This is a genomic window from Paraburkholderia sp. CI2, from assembly GCF_014201055.1.
GTDB lineage: Bacteria > Pseudomonadota > Gammaproteobacteria > Burkholderiales > Burkholderiaceae > Paraburkholderia > Paraburkholderia tuberum.
Window position 1 is genome coordinate 169,276 of the sequence record NZ_JACHDL010000012.1, and the last position, 24,184, is coordinate 193,459.

The following is a 24,184-nucleotide window of genomic DNA, read 5'->3' on the forward strand; positions in this document are numbered from 1 at the left end:
GGGCCGCCTTCGCCGCCGCTCGGCAATCAACTTTTCAATCGCATCACGAGCGGCAAGTTCCGCTCGCTCGTCGGCGAGTCGGTGCGCATCGATCAATCGATCAGTGAGCTCTGGCATCAGCCCGGCGTCATCATCCGCTACCTGCTCATCTGGCAATCACTCCAATGCATCGCGACGGCGCTCGAGCTATGGCTCGCGCTCTATTTTCTGTCGGCAAAAGCAGGTTTCCTGCAGGCAGTCGTACTCGAGTCGCTCATCCAGGCGCTCAGTAGCGTCGCGTTCTTTGTGCCTGGCGCACTCGGCGTTCAGGAAGGTGGATTTCTGCTGATCGGCACGGTGCCTGGTTTCCATCCGCAGCTTTGCCTCGCGCTCGCGGGTGCGCGCCGTATTCGTGACATCATCGTCTTTCTGCCTGGACTCATCGCCTGGCAGGTGGAGGAGTGGCGCGACAAGCGGCGACTTCGTACCGAGGGAGGTCGGGGCCCGAATCATGATGCGAGACACAGGAAAACATGATGCGGTCGTGGTGTTCGGCGCCTTCGATCGCCACAACCTGGGTGACCTGCTGTTCCCTCACGTCGTCGCAAAACTGCTTGCGTGCGACGACGTGATCTTCGCCGGGCTCGCGGAGCGCGACCTGCGCGTCCACGGCGGCCACGCTGTTCAGGCGCTCGCGCAACTGGCCGCCGAACGCGGCAAGGACCGTGTGCATATCGTGCACGCAGGCGGCGAGATCCTGACTTGCGGCGACTGGGAGGCGGCGGTGATGCTGCTGCCGTGGGACCAGGCACAGAAGATCATCGCGCGACTGGAAACGCACAACGACGAGCGACGCGCGTGGGCACGTGCGCTGACGCGTCTCGATGCGCTTGCCCCCTACATGACGTCTCGCGCGATGTTTCCCTGTGCGTCGAGCGTCACTTATCAAGCCGCCGGCGGCGTCGATGTGGAGCGACTGGATCCCGGGATGCGAGCAGAAGTCCTGTCGAAGCTCGCGCAAGCCGACGACGTCAGCGTGCGTGACATCCACACCCAGAACGGGCTCGCCGCAGCAGGCATTCTCGCGCGGCTCGTGCCGGATCCGGCAGTGATGGTGACGGAGCTGTTCGGCGCGAACATTCGCGCGTGCAGGGAACGCAGCGGCGTGGCGGATTTGCAAAGGGCGTTTCCCGAGGGGTATGTCGCCGTGCAGTTCAGTGCGGATTTCGGCGACGACGGAACGCTCGATGTGCTTGCGCGCGAGCTCGATCGCGTGTCGAACGAGAGCGGGCTCGGTATTGTGTTCTTTCGAGCGGGTGCGGCGCCCTGGCATGACGATATGGCCTGCTACGAGCGGGTTGCGGCACGGATGAAGGTCTCACGTACGCAACTCTTCCGTTCGCTGGAGATATGGGACATCTGCGCACTGATCGCAGACGCCACGGCCTACGCGGGAAGCAGCCTGCACGGACGGATCGTCGCGCTGGCGTGCGGCTTGCCGCGGGTGAACTTCTTCCATCCGGCGCGCGCGAACGACACGACCAAACAGTCCGCGTTTGCCGCGACGTGGGAGCCAGCGTGCGTGCCGGGCAGCGTCGGGATCGAGGCACTTTCGCAGGCAATGCTCCATGCCCTGACGATCGACCGGACGTTGCTGCGGCGCACGGCCACACACCTCACCGCTCGCTATCGCGAGGGATTCGCGCAGACGCGAGCGGCAATGTGTTGTGCGTGAAATGCAGGGCCTCGCGCGACGAGCGGTGTCGGCGCGGTCGTGTAATCTCGCGAAGCTCGATCGTTCTTTGCTCAGCCCGCGTGTACGAGCGAGCGTGTGGTGCGAACCGTGGACGGCCGGTCGCGCAGCAGCAGTGGCATCAAGCGCCGATTGGCTGTCTGCGCCGCCCACTCGCAATACGCGGGGCTGCCGAGCACCCAGCCGTTGAGCGTCGACTGCATCAGGTGATTGATCTCGCGTTCGTCAACAGGCTGTGCGCCCAGATCGCGATAAGCCTGGTGGCGCTCGAACGGCGTATTGCCGAGCGCCCGGTACAGTGGATGGTCCTTGATGAACCTATCGACACGCAGCCCGATGTGGTGCGCGCAGCTCGACCACGGGTAGTTTCCCGGCTCGGCCGCCAGGCCCTTACGCACCGGCGCCTGATCGATGACCTGGCTCGCGAGCAGGAAATAGCGGTCGGGCTCAATCACTGTCGCCCGGTACTCGCCACGCCATACCGCACCGCGGCGTCCATGGCGGCGGTTGAAGGTCTCGGCATAGCGACGGCCAACCGCCTGCATTGCCATGGCGATGCTCGACTCGTACGAAGGCGTGACGAGGAACTGTACCGCATCAGGCATGAGCACCCACGCATGGACCGCCAGATCGGCGACGCGCGCTGCGTCTGCCACGCAGGCGAGGAAGTACAGGTAGTCTCCTTCGTCCATGAAAGCGGGCCCCGCGAGTCCCTGCAAGATAACGTGCTGCGGTTGATCGGGGACGTAGTGCCGTGCAAGCCGTGCCATGCTGAATTAACCGGAGATCCGATGTGAGAAAGCGGTCCGACAGATATCGGACGCGGGACCGTGTGTAACGTGCTAGAGGAAATTCTATCGATCATGTTCGTGCATCTGCATCACGAACAGGCCTTTTTTATGGCCTCTGTTCGTCGATTTGCCGATCGCAGCCAGTGTCTCTTATGCCAATGCTGAATTGCAGCGCCGCGCTCGGACGTTGATCGACGAACGCTTCGCATCGCAGCTCTATCCCTTGTCGAACAGACTTGAAACCCGCGAGATCGTTTTCGCGGTCAGAACCAGCAATGCACCAGCGATGCTGTAATCGACGTGATGCATAACGTCGGCCAGATGGAAAACGGATAGCGCAATGATCGGGTGGTACATCGCACGGCTTATCAGGCGTTTCATCGGTGTCTCACGCTACTGTGTTTGCGCGAAGCGGTCAGTTGCTGTGCTTGAACCGATTCGTGCAAGTTGGGTGATGCGCCAGGTTTCCAGAGTCCGAGGAAGGCTTGTTGGCGAAGTACGGATGACGCCGATCCGTGATGTTCCTTCCTGTCATGAACTCTGCCCGCGGCAAGCCATTGCCGTCCTGTCCGTGCGTCGATCTTTCTTGTCCGATCGTCCACTTCCTGCCGATAAGCCTCGCGCAAAACGCCAGTAAGGGAATTGTCATCAAGTGAGGTTGCGGGTATAACATGGAGCCCTTGGCCATCCTGACGAATGAACGGCGGCCAGGTTTCTCGCCCGGGAAACGCATTTCACGCGAGCTATCCATGGATGCAGTTTCTGATGTTCTGCGCGCTGTTCGTCTGAGCGGCGCCGTGTTTCTGAACGGGACACTCACCGCGCCGTGGTGTCTGATCGGTCGCACCGATGCATCGCTCTGCGGCGCTTACTTGCCGCCTTCCGAGCGCGTCGTTTCTTATCATCTGATCATAGAGGGGAGTTGCTGGGCGAAGCTGGCCGACGATCCCGGTTCGGCGATTCACGTCCATGCCGGCGAACTGATCGTGGTGCCTCAGGGTGAAACGCACATCATCGGCAGCGCGATCGATATCTCCCCTGTGCCGTCGGACTCGCTACTGGCCGGGCAGATGGCGACAGCACCCGGTGAAGTGATGACGCTGTCCTATGGCGGCGGGGGCGCTGTGACGCGCATCGTGTGCGGCTTTCTGGCCTGCGACGATACTTTGAGCAATCCGCTGCTCTCATCGCTGCCGCGACTGTTCAAGATCGACATGCGCCAGGATCCGCGTGCGGCATGGCTCGAGTCGTCTCTCAAACTTGCTGCCGCGGAAGCGGCCGACTCGCGCGCGGGCGGCACGATTGTGCTTGCCAGGCTATCGGAACTGCTGTTTGTCGAAGCAATCCGTAGCTGTATTGAAGCTCTACCTGATAACCAGACCGGGTGGCTCGCCGGCGTGCGTGACCGCTACGTTGGACGCGCGCTCTCGCTGCTTCATGCGCAGGCGGCGCATGCGTGGACCGTCGAGGAACTTGCGCGCAAAGTGGGCCTGTCGCGTTCCGCGTTGGCGCAACGCTTTACCGATCTTCTGGGGCAGCCGCCCATGCAATACCTCGCGAGATGGCGCATGCAGATTGCGGCGCACGAACTTCTGATCGGTAGCAAGCCGCTCAACGCCGTTGCGGAACAGATTGGCTATGAGTCGGAAGCCGCATTCAGTCGCGCGTTCAGACGCGAATTCGGCATGCCGCCGGCCGGCTGGCGCAAGAGCAAAGGAAAGACGAACGGCGTGGCCACATCAGCGCAGCACGCGCAACCTACGCGTGGCGTTGCCGCACTGCGGGATCAGTGATGCCTGCCGTGACGCGCCGCGCTGTCTCTACCCACTCAATTGTCGACCTGTGCGACCAACGTGACGAAACGGCGTTTCAGTCATATCGTCCGGCGACTCGATCATAGAACTTCAAGACTCCCAATCGTAAATTGAGCGTGCCGGAAAGCCAGATCCTTCGACTGGCTCCGCCCGGTGAATCGACACTCAACGCTAGACCGCGTGGCGGTCCATATTGGGAGAACTTTCATGAACGCAATATTGCGGCTGTCCGATCGCGATCGCTACGCCCGATGCATTCGCGCTTCGAAGATGGTCAGTTGGGACATCGACCGTGACGTGATTGGAGGCCGTACCTTCGACATGTCCCAGAAGTATTTGCCGGACGGGCTGTCGCTGGTGCCGGATTTCATCATGCTCTCGGAGGCTGAGAAGCGGTTCGTCAGCCAGATTCAGGGGCGCACATACGCGAACGTGTTCGGGCTCGTCGAGCGCTTCATTAACGCCAAGGTGCTGGAAGTGAGCCGCGACTACTGGCTCGGCGATCAGGTGGCGCTCGAAGCGCTCGTGCGTTTCAGCGACGAAGAGCTTAAACACCAGGCGCTGTTTCGCCGCATCGAAAAAATGATCGGCGAAACGCTGCCCGCGGGTTACCGCTTCGACGTCGATCCCGATGCGCTTGCCGCCGTGGTCCTCGGCAAGAGCACGTGGGCGGTGCTGGCCATGACGCTGCATATTGAACTCTTCTCGCAAATTCACTACCGCCAGAGCATTCATCCTGACGATCAGTTATCCGAGCTGTTCAAGGATGTATTTCTGTACCACTGGAAGGAAGAAAGTCAGCACGCCATTCTCGATGAACTGGAATGGAAGCGGCACGACGCTACGCTGACAGATGCGGCGCGCGACAACGCGGTCAACGAGTTCATCGACCTGATGATTGCGATCGATGGCATTTTGCGCGGGCAGGCGACAGCGGACTCGCGGTATTTCATCGCGAACTGCGGGCGTGCCGTCGTCGAGGCAGAAGCCATGTCGATCGAAGCGAATTTCCATCATGCCTACCGGTGGCAGTACCTCCATTCCGGTATGCATCACCCCCATTTCGCGGAAGTGCTCGATCGGCTCGTCTCCGAAGAGCAGGGGATGCGTATCCGCGCCGCACTCGCCACGCTGCATTGAGCGAGCCCGAACGCACACGAATCATCCAGCTAAAGGTGCGCGCGGCGAGGATCTGCGTTTCATCAGTCGAGTCCCTCGTGCTTCATGGCAAGCTGGACGGCCGGACGCGCGCGCATCAGTTCGGCAAAGTTTCGCAATTTCTCCGGCACTTCGATGCCTACCTTTTTGGCCCAGAGCAGCATCGTGAACAGATAGGCGTCCGCCACACTCGCTTCGCTGCCGAACAGGTATTCGCCCTTGAACATGGTGGCGATCAACTGGAAGCGTTGACCGAGCTTCTCGCGCGCTGCCGTTGCTTCAGCATCCGAAGTGGGCTTGAAAACACGGCTGAACTGTTTGTGGATTTCCGTCGAAATGAACGCGAGCATCTCGAGCAGGCGCAGGCTACCAGGTTCGCTATTCGGCGCAAGGGCAGGCTTGCGCTGTGCGACCCACGAAAGAATCGCGATATTCTCGGTAAGCCGTTGACCATCATCCATTTCGAGGGTTGGGACGTAACTCTTTGGATTGATCCGATTGAACTGCTCCCCAGTCTCGGTCTCCTTGGACTTCAAGTCGACGCGAATCCTTTCGAAAGTGAGATCGGCCTCATGCATTGCGATATGGTCGGCGAGGCTGCAGGCACCAGGCGAATAGTAGAGCTTCATGACAGGGGTCCCTTTTCGTGAGATGAACTGAACCGTTTCAACGCAGCAAAGGGCGTGCCGCCGCCGTCGACACCTGCAACGAGAGTTCGACGTCGAGCGTCGATTGCGATGGATGAACTTTGGCATAATTGCCGCATCGCTGCGCCGGGCACTGTCCGTTTTGACTCGCGCCACGTCCACAAGGGTCTTTCGTCATGGTTCGTGGAGCGGCTTCAGATAGCTTGAATTAATGTAGCCATCCGAACCCGGATCGCAATCGCAGCAGGGCAGGGCGACGGCCAGCACAGGAGAGACCATGCGGTCGGAAGTGAAGTCCGGCGTGCGCCTGAGACGTTATGCAATCACGGTGACGGCCGTCATCGTTGGCCTGCTTGTCGTCGGACGCATCACCGGCATCGTGGTCAACTGGCTCTGGTTCTCTTCGATCGGCTATGGTGGCGTTTTCTGGACCATCCTCTGCGCGAGAGCGCTGCTGTTTGCCACGGTGTTTGCAGTCTCGGCGTGCGCGATATGGCTGTCCGGGATTTTGGCGCATCGTTACGCGAGGCGCGTCGATGTCTTGCGAGCGCAATCTGTAGATCGATCGGGTCCGACGGAAGTTGCCGTTGAACTGTCTGAACTGATCGCGCCGCACGTTCCCTGGCGCTCCAGTATTGCCTGCGCCGCGGTCGTCCTGGGGTTGGTTATTGCCGCTAGCGAAGTCTCGAACTGGGACCTCGCGCTTCGCTTCATTTATCAGGTCCCTGTTGGCGAACGCGATCCGATCTTTGACAGGGATATCGGCTTTTATCTGTTCTCGCTCCCCGCGTATGTCGCACTCAAGAACTGGCTGCTGCAGCTAATCTTCTGGAGCGCGATCGTGGCAGGTACTGTCTACGGGTTGCGCGGTGACATCGCGCTGGAGCGGCCACCACGCACGCTCTCGGCCGCCCCCCTCACTCATGGTTCGGCACTGCTCGGTTTGTTCTTTGCGGTGAAGGCCTGGTCGTGGTGGCTCGACCGCTTTCTGCTGCTCTATGGCGACAACGGCGTCGTGGTCGGCGCCAGCTATACCGATGTCCACGTCGAGTTGCCGGTCCTGTGGATGCTTGTCGGCCTTGCCGCGGCCTCATCCGTTGCCCTTTGGATCAACATGCGCCGGCGGAGCCATCTGCAACCCGTCGTTCTGGCGCTGCTCGTATTCGGCAGTTCGTTTGTATTCGCTGTGATCTATCCATCGCTGTTTGAGCGCTTCTATGTCAAACCGAGCGAGCTGAAACTGGAAACACCCTATATCGAGCACACTATCGCGCTAACGCGACAGGCTTACGGCCTCGCAAAGATCGAGGTTAAACCGTTTGAGGCCGAGCAGGGACTGACTCTCGACTCGCTGCAGGCCAATCGGGCGACCATCGACAACATCCGGCTATGGGATGTGCAACCGCTGATGGATACCTATGCACAGTTGCAGGAGATCAGGACTTACTACAAATTTATTTCGGTGGACATCGACCGCTATCAGCTTGACGCCGGATACAGACAGGTAATGCTGTCGGCGCGTGAACTGGAACCGGCGATGCTTCCGACCAACGCCCAAACCTGGGTGAACCTGCGCCTTATCTTTACTCACGGCATCGGCGTCGTGATGTCGCCAGTCACCGAGAAATCCACCGAGGGCTTACCGTTTTTCTATCTGCGCGATATTCCGCCAGTCTCCAACGGCGGCCCGGCCATTCGCGAACCACGTCTTTATTTCAGCGAAGGCCGCCAGGACTACGTCATCGTGAATGGCAACGTAGCTGAGTTCGACTATCCCCAACGGCCGACTAATGCCTACACGACATATAGCGGGCGCGATGGCGTCAGCATCGGCAGTGTGGCACGCCGGAGTCTGTTCGCCTGGCAGCTCGACGATCCGAACATCCTGCTGAGCGGCTATATCACAGACAAGAGCCGGATCCTGCTTCATCGCAACATTCAGGACCGCGTGCGTACGATCGCGCCATTCCTGACTCTCGATCATGACCCCTATGTCGTCGCAAGCAATGGGCGCCTGTTCTGGATCCAGGACGCCTACACCGTCAGCCAGTGGTTTCCTTACTCCCGGCCGGGTTTCGGCGACGGCGCCAATTACATCCGAAACGCCGTCAAGGTCGTGGTCGATGCATATAACGGCACGGTCGATTTCTACGTCAGCGATCCCGCCGATCCGCTCCTGCGCACATACGAGCGCATCTTCCCGGGTTCGTTCAAGCCTTTGGACGCGATGCCACCGGAGCTGCGAAAGCATATCCGCTATCCCGAAGATCTGTTCCTGATCCAGGCGCAGCTCTACCGCGCTTATCATATGGATGCGCCGGAGATCTTCTACAACCGCGAGGATCTGTGGCAGTTTCCCCGGGAGCTGGTCGGAATGGATGGCGGAAGCACCGCCAGCACGATGCCGCCGTATTACACGATCATGCGACTCCCCGGCGACGCACGCGCCGAGTTCATCCTCATGCTGCCGATGGTGCCGAGCCAGCGGGAGAACATGATTGCCTGGCTGGCGGCGCGTTGCGATCCGCCCGGGTACGGCAAGCTCGTCGTGTACACCTTTCCCAAGGACAAGCTGATCTATGGGCCGTTTCAGATCGAAGCGCGGATTCAGCAGAATACCGAGATCTCGCAGCAGATCTCGTTGTGGAACCAGATGGGCTCACGCGTCATTCGCGGTCATCTCGTGGTCGTGCCGATCGAGAACTCGATCCTCTACGTTTCGCCGCTCTATTTGCGCGCGGCGTCCGGTCAGTTGCCGGAGTTGAAGCGGGTGATTGCCGCCTATGGGGACCGTGTGGTGATGGAGAACACTCTGGATGAGGCGCTGGCGGCGCTTTTCAGTGAGACCGCACAAGCGGCATCGCCAGCCCGAGGCACCGTGGACGCTCGCGCGAGAGAGGCACTTGTCCACTATGACCGCGCCATCGAGCGACTGAAGGCGGGAGACTGGAGTGGCTTCGGCGCGGAACTGGATGCCCTCCGGCCGTTGCTCGAGGCACTCGGCGCTGGCCGTTCCGATGATCGGAAGTGACCAACGGGACGATCAATGCGGCTCGCCGAGGCAAGCGTCGGCAACATCGACGATCGGCTCGCTGTCGGCGTGAGCTCGAGGAAACCGGTCAACGCACTTGATCTGAACGTAGGTCCACCACGTTCCCGGTGGATCGTGACCCAGCCACAACACAGTGGCTGCGACCTTGGTTCGCAACCCCCATTGGCGCCAGTCAGCACCTGTTGGCGAAAAGTTTCCGTGAATGTCCTTGTACAGGTTACGGTCCAACCCGTATCGCTTCAGATAGGGCGGGTTGATGCGCTCCTCGGGCGTAGCCGGCTCGCCACGTGCGATGCCCGCTTGCGCCAGGGCCGCGTCCCGGCGAAAATCGCTCACGGCATGGCCGACCACCGACAGCTCGAACAGCAATGCCCCGCCAACTGCCATGCAAGTCGCGATAATGCAAAGCGAGAGCGCCCAAAGCACCCGCCTTCTGGTCGTCGGTGTCTTCATCACTGTCGACCTCCTACCGGCAACGGGATTCGCCGCCATGCCCGGCGCTTCGTTCGCCATTCAAATGGCTGCTCGGCTTTGTCGCAACGAATTTGAGATGGTCGACGGCAGTCGTGTCAGACAGAGTGGCCCCTTGCCTCGTCAGCAAGAGCCAAACCGGTTTGCAGTCCGGTACGGGTACTTCAGGCCCTTTGTAGAAGGTCAACCGCCTTTTCGGCATCGTCCAACGAGTCGACCGCGAGATACGCAATGAACTGCGTGCCAAGTACAGCGGCCGAGACGCCGCGAAGGTTGATCCCCCCATCCGCCAACATCTGGGTCAATTGCGCGATGATGCCCAACTGGTCCAGACCCATTACACGGATGGAGTGAAGGCTCGGGCTGACGCTGAACCCCGCCTGTGTGGCGGCACGGATCGCACTTTCTCCCTCTAGCGGAGCGACAAACACGACTCCCTTACCCGCTGCCTCTGGCGTTCGACGTGCCACGACGAACTGCAAGTCGACACCAGCATCCCGCAAGACGCTTAAGACCTTCGCAAGGCCTCCCGGTTTATCGTCGATGGTAGCTGCCCAAACCTCGACCCGTTCCACGCTCAGTTCCATGGCCGTCCCTCCCGGCTCGAACCTCATTAGAAAAATCTACTTCACGAACGCCATGCCGGCAAGGACTGTCGGACTACGCGCCGGTCGGCGATCCGTGTCCAACTTGCTGCTACTGAGCATCTGTATCAAGATCAAGTCGCCTCATCACAAACAGGCGACTCTCATGACAGACGATCCCGATGGCGATCCTGCTACCGATCCCGACAAACTGAAAGGCCCAGGCGGCATGAGTTTGAGGCAGATCCACGAACAGGTGCAGAAGTCCGTCCAGCGCGACTGCGAAGCGCAGACTGCGCGCCACGCGCCCGCTCCACCGCAAAGCCGGTGGCAGCGGTGGGTTCGCTATGTATGGGGCCGTAGCGGGCGGCGCTAACCGCAGTGTGATCAGGGACGTGCTGGTCGCAGACCAGACTCGTTGCATCGTGAAGTCCGCATTGCATCTACCCGGCTACCCATTTGGGTGGTGTGCGCCCTCCGTCGTTCTGTCATTGTGAACCCGTCGTCATAACGCTAGCTGGACAGGCGAGCAAACGTCGACGCGAAGCACTGGCAGGTCGCACGCAATTGACAGGGGGCTTGAAATGGAAACCACATCCTCGAGCGGAAATCCTTTGATGGATCTCTCGGACAATCTGGCAGACATCGTCGCGCGAGTCGGGCGCAGTGTCGTCGCAGTACACGGCCGACATCGCATGCCGTCGAGTGGCGTAATCTGGCGACGTGGCGTCGTCGTGACGGCTGCACACACGCTCAGGCGTGAGGACGGCATCGAAGTCACATTGACCGACGGCCGTACGGTCGCCGCAGTCCTCGCGGGCCTGGATCTGGGGTCCGACGTCGGCGTGCTGAAACTGGACGGCGTGGACCTCGACCCGATCGATTCTGGCGACGCCCACTCACTGAAGCCGGGTCATCTTGCGCTCGCCGTCGCACGTGCGGACGATTCCGGCGTCAGCGCTGATTTTGGCGTGATCGGCAGCATAGGTGGTCCCTGGCGCACATGGAAAGGCGGACAACTCGATGCGTTCGTGCGACTGGACGGCGGTCTGCGCCCGGGTTTCTCCGGGGCGGCCCTCGCCGACATGCGCGGGCAGGTCATCGGCATCTGCACCTCGGCACTGATGCGCGGCGCCGGCATCGTGATTCCGGGGATGACCGTGGAGCGCGTCACCGATGAACTGTTGGCTAAAGGGCGCGTCTCGCGGGGCTACCTTGGTGTCGGCACGCAGCGGGTCGGCCTGCTGGACGCCTGGGTCAATAAAATGAACCTGTCGTTCAGCAGTGGATTGCTGATCAATTCGCTTGCGCCGGGCGGCCCTGCGGAGCAGGCGGGCATGCTGATAGGCGATGTACTGATCGAACTGGACGGCAAGCCTTGCCGCGACATGGGTGACGTGAGTGCGGCGCTGGGCTCCGCAAGCATTGGGCAGCAGTTGCACATCGCCTTGATCCGAGGCGGCGAACGCCACGAGTGTTCGGTAACGGTGGGCGAACGGCCCCAACGGAATTCGTGCAGGTGACGTCCGGGAAGCGACCAAATGTCGGATGGACAGACGATACGGAGGGCGCCTTTACGGGTCGTAGTGATTGCGGCATCGTGGCAAGAGCGCGCAAGCCTGCAAGCGCTTGTGGAGGCGAACCCGGCACTTGAGTTCCTGGGTAGCGCGCCCGACGCCGAAAAGCTCGTCGATTGCCTCGCCGGATCGGTGCCGGATATGGTCGTCACCGACATCGCGCCGGAGGCGAGCGATGCGCTCAAGACGCTACTCGAACTCTCGCCCGCGTCACCGTCGCTCGTCCTGTTGAGCGACGACCCGGACAGCGACTGGATCTTCGATGCGTTGCCCGCCGATGCGGTGGCTATCCTGCCGCGCAACGCGGTGCCAGCTGAAATCGTCGTGTCCATCGAAGCCGTCGCCGCAGGCCTTTGCGTGCTGACGCCCGACATCCTCGCAAGGCTACTGGCCGAAACAGGACCGTCGCGCCAGAAGGGATCCGGCGAACCGTTCGAAGCCTTGACGTTACGGGAGATCGAAGTGCTGGCGATGCTCGCCGACGGACTCGGCAACAAGGAGATCGCGCGGCACCTCGACATCTCGGACAACACGGTGAAATTCCACCTCTCGTCAATCTTCGGCAAACTCGGTGCGACCAACCGCACCGAAGCGGTGATGCTCGGCATGCGGCACGGATTCATCATGGTGTAGACAAGCTCGCGTTTCTCTACCCACGACACCAGACGACGTCATGCTCGAACGTTTTCCACCAACGTGGCAATCTGCACGAACTCGACATCAGGGCGTACCCCGTAGAGACCGGTGACCCGGTCGAGCAGCTCATCGGTGAAGAACGCCGTGGCTGCGTCCTCTGATTCCCAAACGTAGAAGTTCGTGGCCTCACGCTTGGCGGAATTGAGCGTGAAAGCCTTTGAACGTAGCCCAGGCATTCCTTCAAACCTTGCACGTGCGGTCTCGGCAATCGTTGTCGGGTGCCTCGTCGCCGAGAAAACCCCCGGTACTGACGATCCAACTGTCGCTCTCCTGTGCGAGGATGACGCCATTGCGCCAGGATACCGCGCACGATTTTGCCAACCGGCGTTTTCGGGCAGCGCCGATCCTTCATCGCACCGCCCGACCACGTACGGCCTGCAGGAGGCACCCGGAATGGCTCATGACTGGATCACCAAGCCGCAGCTCGATCAGTTCAAGGGACTGCAACGACTGTATGCCAGCAACCAGGATTTCGATTTCGGCTGGTGGTGTGCATATTTCTGGAAGGAAGCGCGTGCGTCGGGCGGCCGGCTAGATCCGGGTGACGAGAAACTCAAGGCGTTGTTTGTCAGGGTCTATCGCGATCCGACACTGCCGACAATGAACTTCGTTCAGCGCAAGACGGCCGGCGCGACCATCGTGGTCCAGCAGGCCGCATCCTGGCCCGACACCGATGCCGACAAACGGGCGGTCCTGGAACTCGCCCTCGAGATCGGCTTCAAGGACATGCCGGGCGGCCCGGCGACCGGGGGCATTCCGCGCGGCCTCGAGGTGCGGCGCTACTTCCGCAACAAGCTGCGGCTGAGGACGGCGGGCGGTGGCCGCCTGATCCTACCGATCGGATGCCGGGGCGAAGGGCGCGACTTCGCGACGGTCAGGGCGCACGGCGGCGCGCTCAACCGAGTCGATCTCGGCCTCAACAACATGGGACAGCCGTGGCATCCATTCAGCCAGGCACCGCACAAGGACCGGATGTACTTTCGGGTCGCGTCGGGTGACAACTGCCTGTTCTCGGTGCTGAGCGTCGCCGAGACCATGAAGCTTTCGGTCGGTTTTCCGCTGATCGAGGACGAGCAGATCTTCAAATTTCCGTCTGCTCTGATCATGCACTGGACTCGAAGCCAACTGGAACAGGCACGCGCTAACGACGTGTTGCTGGCCCGCGTCACCTGCACGGTCAACGGCACGCAGCGCACCGGCGTGTTCCTGGCCACGCAGTCGTACGCCTATTCATTCAAGGTGCTAGGCGACGCGGTGCACACCCAGGACTTTCTCGAAAACGAAATGGGCGGCGTGCAGGACCAGTGCATCGAGCGCGGCGTGCGCGAGGTGGCGCTGCAAGATTTTCTGTTCGGTCTGAAGCTGCGCCGGATTCATCTCGGCCCGACGCGCGGACATGGCGTAATCGCCTTTATCGAACAGGTGCGCTACCAGATGGGCGGCGACTGGCACGAGAACGTCGAGCGCGCTCTGTATGCTCAGGGTCATTTCGACAGTGACAGGCAGGCGGCCGATGCCGTGCTTGATCCGCTCGAAGCGCAGATGCAGGTCGGGCGCATCGAAGGCGAACGTCTGGTTGACGGCAACGCGGTCCAGATCCAGTCGATCGACCAGTGGGCGCTCAGCTACGAGCAGTTCCGCCAGGTAATCGACGAGCCACGCAATCAGCATTTCGGCCAACCCGTGTACTTCGGCGCGACGAGCTGACGTCGAAGATGTCGGTTCTTCCTTGCGAGCCACCCAGACCGTGCCGCGGTACATCGCGGATGTACCGCAACGCGAAGATCACTTGCCGGGCACGCAGCACCTTGCTGATCCCACCTTGCGCTCGCAGATTCTCGACCGAAGAAATGTCTGCGAATACTGAAAGACCCGCGTTGGGATCGACGTACACCTTCGCTTTTCACCGCGCTACCTATTGCGCAGGCGTTGTATGTGGGGTTGTGCTAACCATAGACCACGCTGTGGCAGAAGCCGGCTCAGTTTCTGCCGCTCGACCGCATTTTCGAGCGCTCATTCGAACGACTGCTCCACTTCGTGACCCGCCGGATACTCAACGCGGACTCCTCGGCCAATGCCGACCTTGGGGTGGGCTGGATTCTACGTCGGCAATGTGATGGATTGCCGACGGTAGCGGCGTCGAGCAGCCGGGCGACAGCTTCCGGCATCGCGAACTCACACTCCCGACCCACTGCAGCCGGTCGAACCGCTCGGACCATTGACCGCTTTCGAGTAACGAACAGTCCTTCGTCGGGCTTTGGGCTGCCCGAACTGCATCTGGAAGTCGGCCGGACGACATCAATATTTCAGGCAGATTCTGATGAGTCGTCTGCGAATGATTCACTAACAGGCACAGCACTCCCTTTTGTGTGAGAGGAAAGTTGAACACCAGATTACACATCAGGAAAATTCGACCATGGGAAGCTTTTCAGATAATAAACTTCCTTGCAGGGCAACGCCGGCCTTACAAAGGCCGGCGCACTTCACAGGATCAATTCGAACCGGCGTACTTCAGAGTCCAGGTGAACGTACGATTACTGCCCGCGTTGAGTGCGAAGGGGTGCGTCGTACAGGCGAAATTCGAATGCAACTGCCCGATCGGAGTGGTCGACAACGGATTGGTGACCCCGCCCGCCATCTCGAAGTTAGACAGGACACAACTGTCAAAACCCGTAGTGCCATAGCTGGTCGCATTACTATTGGAGTAGCTAACCGAGAAACCATCGCTACTCGCTGTGGCGTGCTGGAAATCTGCAAAAGACGTGAAGTCCGTCTCGACCGCGATGTTGCCGGTCAACGTTCCAGAATTCAGCGTATCGGCTCGCGTCAGTGTGCCTTGACCAAACGTTAGGACCGTGTGGACCTGCAGGTCGATATCCGTGGCATAGGTTGCATTCTTAACGGCCTGCCGGAACTTGGTCGTGTCGAAAGAGACGACCACCTGGCCGTTATTTTCCTGAACGTTCAGGTTCTTATAATACGTGACCGGAATGTAGGTTTTCCCGTTATAGGAAACTTGCGGAATCAGCAACGCATACCCCAGATCCGTTGTGCCATAAATCAGGTTGTCGGAGAACGGCGTCGGGTAATAGGGCGTGTACGAATTGTAGTCGGGTGCTTGGCTCAGGTTGAGATTGATGACGCGCTTGCCGTCGCGCACCGTGATGAGCGCTGCGCTGTAAGGGTGAGCCGTATCCGTGGGCAGGTTGTACCAGGTGAGCGTGTAATGCGGCCTCGCATCCAGCCAGGCTTGCAGGTCGGAATCAGCCATGGGTGCATTGCCGCCAAAACCCAGTTTGTTCCACCAGGCATTCACATACATGTACTGGTGTAAAAGGCTGAAATTCTCGCCCATCACACGAGGTTTGCCGCGATACGAATCGGTCCCACGGCCTTTGACCCACATATTCACGGACGGAGTGGGCAGGGCCGGGTCGTACCAGAACGTGTCAAAGCGGTAAGCCGCCTTATAGATGAACGAATAGGCGACCTGCATTTCCTGCGCGGTCAACACGCCTGCATTGGCCGCCGCGGTCAGAATTTCCATGAAGGCTGTGTCGCCGTATGGGCCGATGGAGCGGCCATAGTTGAAACCCTGCCCGTCTGCGTTGAGTTGGGGAAGAATCAGATCGACTGACTTGCGCAGATAGGATTTCAATTCAGGTGTTAGATTGGCCTCATTGCCCATTTCGAACGTTCGCTCAACGACTTCGCCAATGAGCAGCGTGCTGTATCGATCGAAGCGTGCCCGATCATAATAGGTGGTATGGGTATTCGAGGCCTCGTCGGAAAAACCACCGGACGAGTCTTTTCTAATGTGATTCGTGAGTGTGTACAGAAGCGCGTCCCGCGCGCCCATCGATGCCACAGCCGGGTCGGTGGCGGAAGAGAAAGTCGGATTGCTCCACCCGAGTTTCTGTCTCAGCCCCGCAATGCCGTAAGAAACCGCATAGTAATTCTGCGCGGTATTAAGCGATGCAACGTCGATCGGCACACCTGTGGCGGGGCACGTATTCTTCGTGCCGCTTGCATCCGCGCCGAACATATCGCAGAAGGTCAGGCGATTCTGCAGCGTAGCCAGCATGGCGTCGCTGAAGACCTCGTTGAGCATACCGTGCGCCTTGAAATTATTGAGCGCAACGAGGTAGTAGTACTCGCCCCATGACGTATTTGCGTACGTGTAACTGGCGCCGCTCGTCTGCGCCATCATCGCGGTCGTTATCTTTTGATACGTCGCGAGGTAATCCGCGTATTTCGGATCCCCTTTCGCCTTCATATCGATCAGTATGTACGACAGACCGAGCGCCAGTTTGCCAGGCAGGAATTTATCGCCCGTGTTGGTATCGAGCACGTGCACCGGGCTGCCGTCGCCCAAGTCCATGACCACTTGCGTGAAATCAGGTGCCTTCCTGATGAGGTCAAAAAGCGCTCTCATCTGTCCCATCATGGTGATGGGCACCCCTGCGCCTGAAGGGACGCTCGTATCCGTCGCTCCATAGACAATTCCATGAAGAGACACTGTAGCTGCAGAAGAAACTGGATTTTTCAGACCATCATTCCCGCCGCCTCCGCAGGCACTAACGAGAAGAAGCGTCAGTGTACTGAACGCAAAAATAACGGATGATTTTCGTGATGAACGCATTTTTGTCTCCTGATTGTAAGTGGATCGACGCCGAAATTAGCAATTTCACAAACGTGTCTGGCTATTCGTTCTCTTGGGTTTGCAACTGAGCACCAGCTCGACGGAAGTCAGAAAAACCCTACGAAAATCCGCTCACGTCGTTTCAGTCTGTTCGCGCCGACATGAACGACCCGTATTCCGCCCGCGTATTCCGCCCGCTGCGTCCCCTCGATCTCCGTCGACGTCCCACCATCTCGGCCTGACTCAGGCTGCCGCGGACGCCAACGAAAACGATTAACTAAACGTCAGGACGGGATGGTCACACCGTTGGTACCTGATGCGCAAGACTAGGTAAACTATGGGCTAGTAAAAGCATCACAAATATTCTAACCTAGAAAAACGTTTTCCTAACTGGACGTGCTCGTGACGTAACGCCGCCCGCAGTGCCATGCGTCGCGGGCTCGGCGTTCATCGCCATCAATGACACATAGCGCGACGCGACGAGCGACGCCGCGCAACGGAGACTTACATGCAAACTGCCGTCATCGGGCTCGCCCGCACCGCCAGCCGCTACCGCTGGACGGTCTGCGCGTTGCTCTTCTTCGCGACCGTGATCAACTACATGGACCGTCAGATTCTCGGTCTGCTCGCGCCAGTGCTGCAGCACGACATCGGCTGGACCCAGGTGCAGTACGGCCGCATCGTGATCGCCTTCTCGGCGTTCTACGCAGTCGGCCTGTTGTGCTTCGGCCGCATCGTCGACTGGCTGGGCACGCGCATTTCGTACGCGCTCGCCATGCTGATATGGAGCGTGGCTGCAGTCCTGCACGCAGCGGTCGGCTCGGTGACCGGCTTCGCCATGGTGCGTGCGCTGCTCGGCATCGGCGAGGGCGGCAACTTCCCTGCCGCCATCAAGACGACTGCCGAATGGTTCCCGCGCCGCGAGCGCGCGCTTGCGACCGGCATCTTCAACTCAGGCGCCAATATCGGCGCGGTGTTCGCGCCCGCAATCATTCCGCCGCTCGCGCTGGCGTTCGGCTGGCGCGCGGCGTTCGTGATCATCGGGGCGATGGGCATCGTCTGGCTGGCCGTATGGTTCGCGCTCTACCGGTCCGCCGACCCGCGCTCCCACGAGGAGGGGCAGGACGAAGTCGAGGTGCTCGATGCCGCCAACGTGAATGCCCGCGCGCCGGGCTGGGGTGTACTGATCAGAAAGCGCCAGACGTGGGCGTTCCTGATCGGTAAGTTCCTGACCGATCCGGTGTGGTGGTTCTATCTGTTCTGGCTGCCGAAGTGGCTCAACGAGTCGCGCGGTATGGACATGCAGCACATCGGCCTGCCGCTCGTCTGCATCTATGCGATGACGACCGTGGGCAGCATCGGCGGCGGCTGGCTCTCTTCGGCGCTCCTGCGTGCCGGATGGAGCGTGAACGCCGCGCGCAAGACAGCGATGCTGATCTGCGCGTGCTGCGTGCTGCCGATCGCGTTTGTCTCACAAGTCGACAACCTCTGGGGCGCGGTCGCGATCGTCGGACTGGCGGCGGCAGCGCATCAGGGCTGGTCCGCGAACCTCTTCACCACGGCGTCCGATCTCTTCCCGAGGCGCGCGCTGGGCGCGGTGGTCGGCATCGGCGGGATGGCGGGCTCGATCGGCGCGGTGCTGTTTTCGGAAGTGATCGGGCAGGTCCTGCAACGCACCGGCCACTACTGGGTGTTGTTCGCGATCGGCGCGCTTGCCTACCTCGTCGCCCTGGCCGTCATGCAGATGCTGACGCCGCGCATGACGCCCGCGAAGCTCGACGCGTGAAAGCGCGAGGCGTGTCAGCCACAGGCTGCGGTCGATTCACGGACGATGAGCCTCGGCTCGAACGTCGAATGCCCGGCCACCGCGTGGCCCGCGAGCGCGTCGATGAGCTTTTGCATCGCGAGCTCGCCCATCTTCTCGCTCTGGATGTCGACGGTGGTAAGCGCGGGCGCTGCGTACTCGCCGTACGGGACGTTGTCGACGCCGGTCACCGACAGTTCCTGCGGCACCTTGATGCCCAGCGACGCCGCCTCTTTCATGAAGCCGAGTGCGATCAGGTCGTTGTAGCAGATTACCGCCTGTGGCCTGCGCGGACCGAGCATCACGCGCGAGCACGCGTCCTCGCCTGCATGCGCGGTCGGCGCGTGCGCGTCGTACACGTCGAGCGTGAGGCCAGCTTCCTCGAGACACTCGCGCGCACCGCGAATGCGCTCGTCGTTGATGCGCGCCTGCCCGAAACCGAGGTAGGCGATGTGACGATGCCCGAGGTTGAGCAGATGCCGCGCGAGCATGTACGTTGCGAGCCGGTTGTCGATGCCGACGCTCGGGATCGGCAGCGCATCGCTGCGTCTCAACAGCACGAGTGGCTTGTGGAGATCGAGCAGCCACTGCGCCTCGTCGTCGGGTATCCGCGAGCTGACGATCAGGCCGTCGACGCGCTGCGCGAGCGCTTCGATCAGCGGGCGCTCGCGCGCCTGGTTTTCGTCGGTGTCGACGAGCAGCAGCGTGTAGTCGTGGCGCAGCGCGACGCGGTTGGCGCCCTTCACGACGTTCGTGAAGTGCGGATTGCTGATGTCAAGAATGGTCAGCCCGATGGTGCGTGAGCGGCCGGTGATCATCGATCGCGCAAGCGGATTCGAGCGGTAGCCGAGTTCCTCGATCGCCGCCTTCAGGCGCGCCTCAACCGGCGCGGAGAAGCGCTGCGCACCGTTCATGTACTTGGACACCGTGGCGACCGACACGCCGGCCGCAGCGGCGACGTCACGAATCGTTGGGGAAAGTTTTTTCATGCGGAAGGTAACGTTTTCCATTTTGTTAACAGATTGTCGCAGGAAACGCGGTCAGCGGGCAAATGCCACCAGGTTAAACCGCTACCTGGTGGCGGCGTGATCGACAATTGACGCTGTATATCGCCCGTCGTTATAGTCTGGAAAACGTTTTCCAAAATATCATTTTTCAGGAATTTTCTTGATGAGCCAAACAACCACAGCGTCGCTCAAGCCCTTCCGGCGTCTGCTTCTGACCGGCGCCGCCGGCAACCTGGGCCGCCAGTTGCGCGGCGCGCTCGCCAACTGGGCCGACGTCGTGCGCGTGAGCGACATCGCGAAGCTCAGCGAACCCGCGCCACATGAGGAAACGACCATCGTCGATCTGGCGGACCGGCGGGCGGTGATGCAGCTCGTCGAGGGCGTCGATGCGATCGTGCATCTCGGCGGCATCTCCATCGACGCCCCGTTCGAGGATCTGCTCGGAGCGAACATTGCCGGTACATACAACGTGTATGAGGCCGCGCGCAGCCACGGCGTGAAGCGCGTCGTGTTCGCGAGCTCCAATCATGCGATCGGCTTTCATCCGGTCACCGAAGTGCTCGACACCGACGCGCCGCAGCGCCCGGACAGCCTCTACGGCGTGACGAAGTGCTTCGGCGAGGCGCTCTCGCGGTATTACTACGATCGTTTCGGCATCGAGACGGTGTGCCTGCGAATCGGCTCGTCGTTCGAAGAGCCGAAGAATCCACGCATGCTCGTCACGTATCTGAGCTATCGCGACTTCATCGAACTGGTGCGGTGTTCGCTGTTCACGAACCGCGTCGGGCACGTGGTCGTGTACGGCGCGTCGAACAATCCGGTCAAGTGGTGGGACAATACGAAAGCCAGCTTCCTCGGCTTCAACCCGCGCGACAGCGCTGTGCAGTTCGCAGAACGTTTCCCCGCGACTGCACCGGGCGACTCGCACGACGATCCCGCACAACGCTTCCAGGGCGGCCCATTCGTGCTCGGCGAGCCGATGGAGGCGAAGCGGTGAAGCAGCGCTCGCACCTACTTGACGAGCTTGATACAGGAAACAGGTTACCGCGCGTAAAGGAAGCCAGCATGGATTCATCCGATCGGCCGCAGCTCGCCCTGCGCTCCTCCTCTTGAGACGACGACCCATTTGACGGCCAAGGCAGGCAATATGCACGTGACTTGAAGTAGCTTGTGACGGTAGTGGAGTCGCAGGCAGGCAAGATCGTGCCTCCCCAATTCGCGATAAACAGCATACAACTTCAAACCGTCGTCGAGTTTGCACAAGCCCTCGGGCCCACAGTCGGCACTTCGATTGCGGCCGCGGCGACGACGTAGTTACAAGGACGCGTCGGCCGCAAGGTGCAGATGAAGCTCGGGAATTGAAGCGAGAACAAAGGAAGAGTTCTATCGGTGGCTGATTCAGGCCCTCGGGCTGACGGCCGGGCAGTCCAGTCAAGAAGGTGCGAGTGACCGGACCGGCTGAACCGCCCCCGGGAAAACTTGGAGCGGTTCAGGCAGGCGCGAACGTTAATCGTCGATATCTGTCATTGAGGAGCATTTGCCCTGGTAGCGAGTCGGAAACCGCAATGGCTGCTTTGGCACCTGTGAACCGACGTTCGACAATGCCGTACCAATGTCGCTTCATGGCCGGCTACTGCCGAATGCGGTCTACAGTAGCCGAAGCACTTTTCCTTTTCACGACTCTACCGGAAGCGCGCACCGCACGCGGATCGCTTGCAGGCGCGTGACGTATCGTGGCCCGTTGGAGCGGGTGATGCCAACGCGCTTCGGCGAGCGACAGCCGCTTACAAATCTCACAATAGCAGGGTCCACCGGTTTGATGGCATTGGCGTTCTTGCAGGCACATACCATGGAGCCAGCAATGAACACAAACCTGCCTTCCGATTCGTCCCCGCACAGCCGCATTCATCCTCTGGTCGCCGGAGCTGCCGTTGCTGTGATTCTCGCCAGCGGCAAGTATCGAACATGCCGTACGCAAAGATGCCACGTACCAGGTGCAAGTCAGAGTGCAGGATGGCAGTTATCGAAACTTCAACTACGACACGCAGCCTACCGTTCAGGTTGGTGAGCGTGTGCGTGTCTATGGCGATTCGCTGAGTGCTTCGTAAGCACGCAGAGAACCGGAGGGCACAGCGCCTTACAAACGGTTACCAGGCTGACACTTCACGTTTATCTGCCAACTAGAGCTACACATATGGCTATGGGTACGAATACAACGACGACCGTGACAGGCACTGGCACCATGACCATGGTTGGCACAGGGGCTGGGAGCACCATCATCATCACGGGGACGATGACGAATAATCTGGCACTGCACCCAATTCGCGATATCGCAGCGTTGTGCTGACGACGCCGAAGCCTCGTTCTATCTGACCAGGTGCTTACGCCTTTGCTGTAACAGTGAGGGGCTTGCGATCAATGGAACGGAAGGTGCACCTAAGCGCTGGCCGTTCGCTTGATCGCCTGAAGGCGGGAGACCCACTCGATGCGCCGCTCAAAAGTGCATAAGGGCCCCTTCTCGGCCATCCAAACAGCGGGCGGCTGAATGCGGTCGACTGCGCAACCGTCAGCCGAATGCGTCCTCAACGAACGATGCATAACTCTGCGCATTGGCGAGCACGCGCGGTCCGAAATCCCTATCCTTTGCAAGCGCCCGGCATCGGCCTGGCATAAATGCCTGGTCGACGTCTATCGTCCCGGCCAGTGCATGAGTGAACTCGTGAATAAGGCCCGCGCCACGGCTAATGCTCGTTCCGTCATGAATCACCTGTTGTTCGAGACCGAAGAAGTCGATCGCCAGGTGTATGTTTATTTTCCCGTCACGGCGAACTGTCTTGAGGTCGGGGGCATAGGCCCGGACATTGGGGATGACGCTGCCGCCACCGTAATAGAGGCGCACTGGCCTCATCCGGATGCCCTTACAGACGCATTGCAGCACCGCGCGCACCAACGCGCTTCTGGTTTGACTACCGGACAAGCCCAGTTCTGAGCCGCCTTGGAATCCAAGCGCCGCGACATCCACTTTGTCGTCTGGATTACCGAAATAGCTGGTGAATGTTTCCTTGTACTGTTCCGGTATGCCGGACGAAGCGTGCAAAAGCCGCTGATGCATCAACGTCAGCAGATCGGTGGCGCTCTTGAAGGCATTTTCCGCGCCGAGGAGGAAAGTCGTTTGAACACTTTCGAAGCCGATCGACACACTGTTGAAGTTCTTCAACTGCAGACTTGGAAATCGCTTCGACTGGAAGACATCGCCCGTCGACAGAAGAATTTTCAACCGCATCTCGAGGTCGAGAATATCGCGCCTTTCCAGAATGGGTTTAGCCTTTCTGAGCGTATCCTCATCGAGATTCAGGACGATCGACATCGCCAGCAGCATGGCCGCGACGGCGATTCTCTTAGGATTGTCCGGTGTAGAAAGCAGCGTGCTTTCGCGCCGTAGACCGCAAACCGCCAGAGGATCGGTAATCAACTCACCCGCCTTCCTGACTGATGCGCCCCCCGCGTTTTCCCATCGGGAGACCTTTTTCTCGTGGTACTGCTGCAAGTCACGAAATTTTCCGGGACTGCCGTCAATGCCCTCGATGCCGCCGGGAGGCGCGTGCTTTTTGATGTATGTCCACAGCGTGTTCAAATCGGTCATGTAGGCCTCGTCAGTGTGAGTTCAATGCCGTTGCCAACAGGCGCTGCATGCCACGTTCTGGCAACCAGAACTGCGCTTGCCACAAAGTTCGGTGATCGCATTTCGACTTCAATCACTCCCATATCTCATCTCCATGCCGACTGCGAAACATCGCCCGTTTTCATGCATGCAGATTGCGTACGCGCGCCTCTTAAGATCCGACGCATGAACTGTAGATAGCAATATTCGGGGTGACATGTTCTTCTGCCAGAAAGTGTGCGGAAGCGAACATTGAAACAGAACTTGCCGTCTGCATCGCGACGCAGGGATTGCATTGGTCGCTAGGGCCTGTTCACGCTAATAACGGGCTTGCGCTGGCCGCCAGAAGGGCCGAGCGCAAGGATTGCGACGCAACGAATACTCGACGTATTCGCAAGGAGCATGACGCGGCGATCGGCCCTTCTGGCGGCTAGCCCCTTGAAGGTTTTTTTAATACAGGGGAACGTGCCTTTGCGCCCGTATTGCGGCGTCGGTCGTCGCTTGTTTGGCTCGGCCAAACGGCGCTCCTCTCTCCTTGCACTACGCGC

Annotated in this window: 18 protein-coding genes and 1 pseudogene; 11 read left to right on the forward strand and 8 right to left on the reverse strand. The window is 60.2% G+C overall.

Going from position 1 to position 24,184, the window contains the following annotated elements; all coding sequences use genetic code 11:
* Positions 1-27: 27 nt before the first annotated feature.
* Positions 28-516 (forward strand): annotated as a pseudogene (locus HDG32_RS18605) (lysylphosphatidylglycerol synthase domain-containing protein); the annotation flags it as partial.
* Positions 491-1,714 (forward strand): polysaccharide pyruvyl transferase family protein, encoded by a 1,224-nt coding sequence (locus tag HDG32_RS18610; RefSeq protein ID WP_184069674.1) that lies wholly within the window; start codon positions 491-493, stop codon positions 1,712-1,714. The pseudogene HDG32_RS18605 and the gene HDG32_RS18610, both read left to right, overlap by 26 nt.
* Before the next feature lie 71 nt (positions 1,715-1,785).
* Here HDG32_RS18610 and HDG32_RS18615 read toward each other — a convergent pair whose 3' ends face one another.
* Entirely contained in the window at positions 1,786-2,502 is a 717-nt protein-coding gene (locus HDG32_RS18615; RefSeq protein ID WP_184069676.1) for a transposase, read from the reverse strand.
* 237 nt (positions 2,503-2,739) lie between these two features.
* Positions 2,740-2,904 carry a hypothetical protein gene (locus HDG32_RS18620; RefSeq protein ID WP_184069678.1) on the reverse strand — a complete coding sequence of 55 codons (165 nt, stop codon included), beginning with the start codon at positions 2,902-2,904 and terminating at the stop codon, positions 2,740-2,742.
* Between the two features lie 368 nt (positions 2,905-3,272).
* On the opposite strand from HDG32_RS18620, the gene HDG32_RS18625 reads away from it, so the two are divergent.
* Together HDG32_RS18625 and HDG32_RS18630 are read left to right on the forward strand one after the other, a co-directional pair.
* Complete coding sequence (locus HDG32_RS18625; RefSeq protein WP_184069680.1) at positions 3,273-4,316, forward strand: AraC family transcriptional regulator; 1,044 nt, start codon at positions 3,273-3,275, stop codon at positions 4,314-4,316.
* A gap of 228 nt (positions 4,317-4,544) precedes the next feature.
* Positions 4,545-5,477 carry a hypothetical protein gene (locus tag HDG32_RS18630; protein ID WP_184069682.1) on the forward strand — a complete coding sequence of 311 codons (933 nt, stop codon included), beginning with the start codon at positions 4,545-4,547 and terminating at the stop codon, positions 5,475-5,477.
* Positions 5,478-5,539: 62 nt separating this feature from the next.
* Here HDG32_RS18630 and HDG32_RS18635 read toward each other — a convergent pair whose 3' ends face one another.
* Positions 5,540-6,124, reverse strand: a complete 585-nt coding sequence (locus HDG32_RS18635) for a glutathione binding-like protein (RefSeq protein ID WP_090811025.1) — start codon at positions 6,122-6,124, stop codon at positions 5,540-5,542.
* A 295-nt stretch (positions 6,125-6,419) separates the two neighbouring features.
* Here HDG32_RS18635 and HDG32_RS18640 point away from each other — a divergent pair, with 295 nt between their 5' ends.
* Positions 6,420-9,173: a UPF0182 family protein gene (locus HDG32_RS18640; protein ID WP_184069685.1), complete on the forward strand. Its 2,754-nt coding sequence runs from the start codon at positions 6,420-6,422 to the stop codon at positions 9,171-9,173.
* A gap of 12 nt (positions 9,174-9,185) precedes the next feature.
* Here HDG32_RS18640 and HDG32_RS18645 read toward each other — a convergent pair whose 3' ends face one another.
* Together HDG32_RS18645 and HDG32_RS18650 are read right to left on the reverse strand one after the other, a co-directional pair.
* The gene (locus tag HDG32_RS18645; RefSeq protein WP_260336515.1) at positions 9,186-9,707 is read right to left on the reverse strand and encodes a hypothetical protein; all 522 of its coding nucleotides are present in this window, start codon (positions 9,705-9,707) and stop codon (positions 9,186-9,188) included.
* Between the two features lie 122 nt (positions 9,708-9,829).
* On the reverse strand, positions 9,830-10,252 hold the full coding sequence (locus HDG32_RS18650; protein ID WP_184069687.1) for an ACT domain-containing protein: 423 nt from the start codon (positions 10,250-10,252) through the stop codon (positions 9,830-9,832).
* A 163-nt stretch (positions 10,253-10,415) separates the two neighbouring features.
* Between HDG32_RS18650 and HDG32_RS18655 the strand changes: the two genes are divergently transcribed.
* The 4 genes from HDG32_RS18655 to HDG32_RS18670 all read left to right on the forward strand — a co-directional run bounded on the left by HDG32_RS18655 (position 10,416) and on the right by HDG32_RS18670 (position 14,229).
* Complete coding sequence (locus tag HDG32_RS18655; protein ID WP_084754273.1) at positions 10,416-10,625, forward strand: hypothetical protein; 210 nt, start codon at positions 10,416-10,418, stop codon at positions 10,623-10,625.
* 241 nt (positions 10,626-10,866) lie between these two features.
* Positions 10,867-11,772, forward strand: a complete 906-nt coding sequence (locus tag HDG32_RS18660; protein ID WP_184069731.1) for a S1C family serine protease — start codon at positions 10,867-10,869, stop codon at positions 11,770-11,772.
* Between the two features lie 18 nt (positions 11,773-11,790).
* Positions 11,791-12,459: a response regulator transcription factor gene (locus tag HDG32_RS18665; RefSeq protein WP_184069689.1), complete on the forward strand. Its 669-nt coding sequence runs from the start codon at positions 11,791-11,793 to the stop codon at positions 12,457-12,459.
* A 204-nt stretch (positions 12,460-12,663) separates the two neighbouring features.
* A complete protein-coding gene (locus HDG32_RS18670; protein WP_184069692.1) occupies positions 12,664-14,229 on the forward strand; it encodes a hypothetical protein in 1,566 nt (521 codons plus the stop codon).
* Positions 14,230-15,013: 784 nt separating this feature from the next.
* Here HDG32_RS18670 and HDG32_RS18675 read toward each other — a convergent pair.
* Positions 15,014-17,164 (reverse strand): hypothetical protein, encoded by a 2,151-nt coding sequence (locus HDG32_RS18675; protein ID WP_184069694.1) that lies wholly within the window; start codon positions 17,162-17,164, stop codon positions 15,014-15,016.
* 508 nt (positions 17,165-17,672) lie between these two features.
* On the opposite strand from HDG32_RS18675, the gene HDG32_RS18680 reads away from it, so the two are divergent.
* Positions 17,673-18,950, forward strand: coding sequence for an MFS transporter (locus HDG32_RS18680; protein ID WP_184069696.1), 1,278 nt, complete (start codon positions 17,673-17,675; stop codon positions 18,948-18,950).
* A gap of 14 nt (positions 18,951-18,964) precedes the next feature.
* On the opposite strand, the gene HDG32_RS18685 is transcribed toward HDG32_RS18680, so the two are convergent.
* Positions 18,965-19,978, reverse strand: a complete 1,014-nt coding sequence (locus HDG32_RS18685; protein ID WP_260336517.1) for a LacI family DNA-binding transcriptional regulator — start codon at positions 19,976-19,978, stop codon at positions 18,965-18,967.
* Between the two features lie 160 nt (positions 19,979-20,138).
* Here HDG32_RS18685 and HDG32_RS18690 point away from each other — a divergent pair, with 160 nt between their 5' ends.
* Positions 20,139-20,972 carry an NAD(P)-dependent oxidoreductase gene (locus HDG32_RS18690; RefSeq protein ID WP_184069700.1) on the forward strand — a complete coding sequence of 278 codons (834 nt, stop codon included), beginning with the start codon at positions 20,139-20,141 and terminating at the stop codon, positions 20,970-20,972.
* A 1,569-nt stretch (positions 20,973-22,541) separates the two neighbouring features.
* Here HDG32_RS18690 and HDG32_RS18695 read toward each other — a convergent pair.
* On the reverse strand, positions 22,542-23,618 hold the full coding sequence (locus HDG32_RS18695) for a hypothetical protein (protein WP_184069701.1): 1,077 nt from the start codon (positions 23,616-23,618) through the stop codon (positions 22,542-22,544).
* Positions 23,619-24,184: the final 566 nt, after the last annotated feature.

What these genes read in the sequence shown, in the direction of transcription:
- HDG32_RS18680 (WP_184069696.1), top strand. Translation starts at nt 17,673, where the DNA reads ATGCAAACTGCCGTCATCGGGCTCGCCCGCACCGCCAGCCGCTACCGC.
- HDG32_RS18610 (WP_184069674.1), top strand. Translation starts at nt 491, where the DNA reads ATGATGCGAGACACAGGAAAACATGATGCGGTCGTGGTGTTCGGCGCC.
- HDG32_RS18615 (WP_184069676.1), bottom strand. Translation starts at nt 2,502, where the DNA reads ATGGCACGGCTTGCACGGCACTACGTCCCCGATCAACCGCAGCACGTT.
- HDG32_RS18640 (WP_184069685.1), top strand. Translation starts at nt 6,420, where the DNA reads ATGCGGTCGGAAGTGAAGTCCGGCGTGCGCCTGAGACGTTATGCAATC.
- HDG32_RS18655 (WP_084754273.1), top strand. Translation starts at nt 10,416, where the DNA reads ATGACAGACGATCCCGATGGCGATCCTGCTACCGATCCCGACAAACTG.
- HDG32_RS18660 (WP_184069731.1), top strand. Translation starts at nt 10,867, where the DNA reads ATGGATCTCTCGGACAATCTGGCAGACATCGTCGCGCGAGTCGGGCGC.
- HDG32_RS18620 (WP_184069678.1), bottom strand. Translation starts at nt 2,904, where the DNA reads ATGAAACGCCTGATAAGCCGTGCGATGTACCACCCGATCATTGCGCTA.
- HDG32_RS18625 (WP_184069680.1), top strand. Translation starts at nt 3,273, where the DNA reads ATGGATGCAGTTTCTGATGTTCTGCGCGCTGTTCGTCTGAGCGGCGCC.
- HDG32_RS18675 (WP_184069694.1), bottom strand. Translation starts at nt 17,164, where the DNA reads ATGCGTTCATCACGAAAATCATCCGTTATTTTTGCGTTCAGTACACTG.
- HDG32_RS18645 (WP_260336515.1), bottom strand. Translation starts at nt 9,707, where the DNA reads ATGGCGAACGAAGCGCCGGGCATGGCGGCGAATCCCGTTGCCGGTAGG.
- HDG32_RS18695 (WP_184069701.1), bottom strand. Translation starts at nt 23,618, where the DNA reads ATGACCGATTTGAACACGCTGTGGACATACATCAAAAAGCACGCGCCT.
- HDG32_RS18635 (WP_090811025.1), bottom strand. Translation starts at nt 6,124, where the DNA reads ATGAAGCTCTACTATTCGCCTGGTGCCTGCAGCCTCGCCGACCATATC.
- HDG32_RS18665 (WP_184069689.1), top strand. Translation starts at nt 11,791, where the DNA reads ATGTCGGATGGACAGACGATACGGAGGGCGCCTTTACGGGTCGTAGTG.
- HDG32_RS18650 (WP_184069687.1), bottom strand. Translation starts at nt 10,252, where the DNA reads ATGGAACTGAGCGTGGAACGGGTCGAGGTTTGGGCAGCTACCATCGAC.
- HDG32_RS18630 (WP_184069682.1), top strand. Translation starts at nt 4,545, where the DNA reads ATGAACGCAATATTGCGGCTGTCCGATCGCGATCGCTACGCCCGATGC.
- HDG32_RS18685 (WP_260336517.1), bottom strand. Translation starts at nt 19,978, where the DNA reads ATGGAAAACGTTACCTTCCGCATGAAAAAACTTTCCCCAACGATTCGT.
- HDG32_RS18690 (WP_184069700.1), top strand. Translation starts at nt 20,139, where the DNA reads ATGAGCCAAACAACCACAGCGTCGCTCAAGCCCTTCCGGCGTCTGCTT.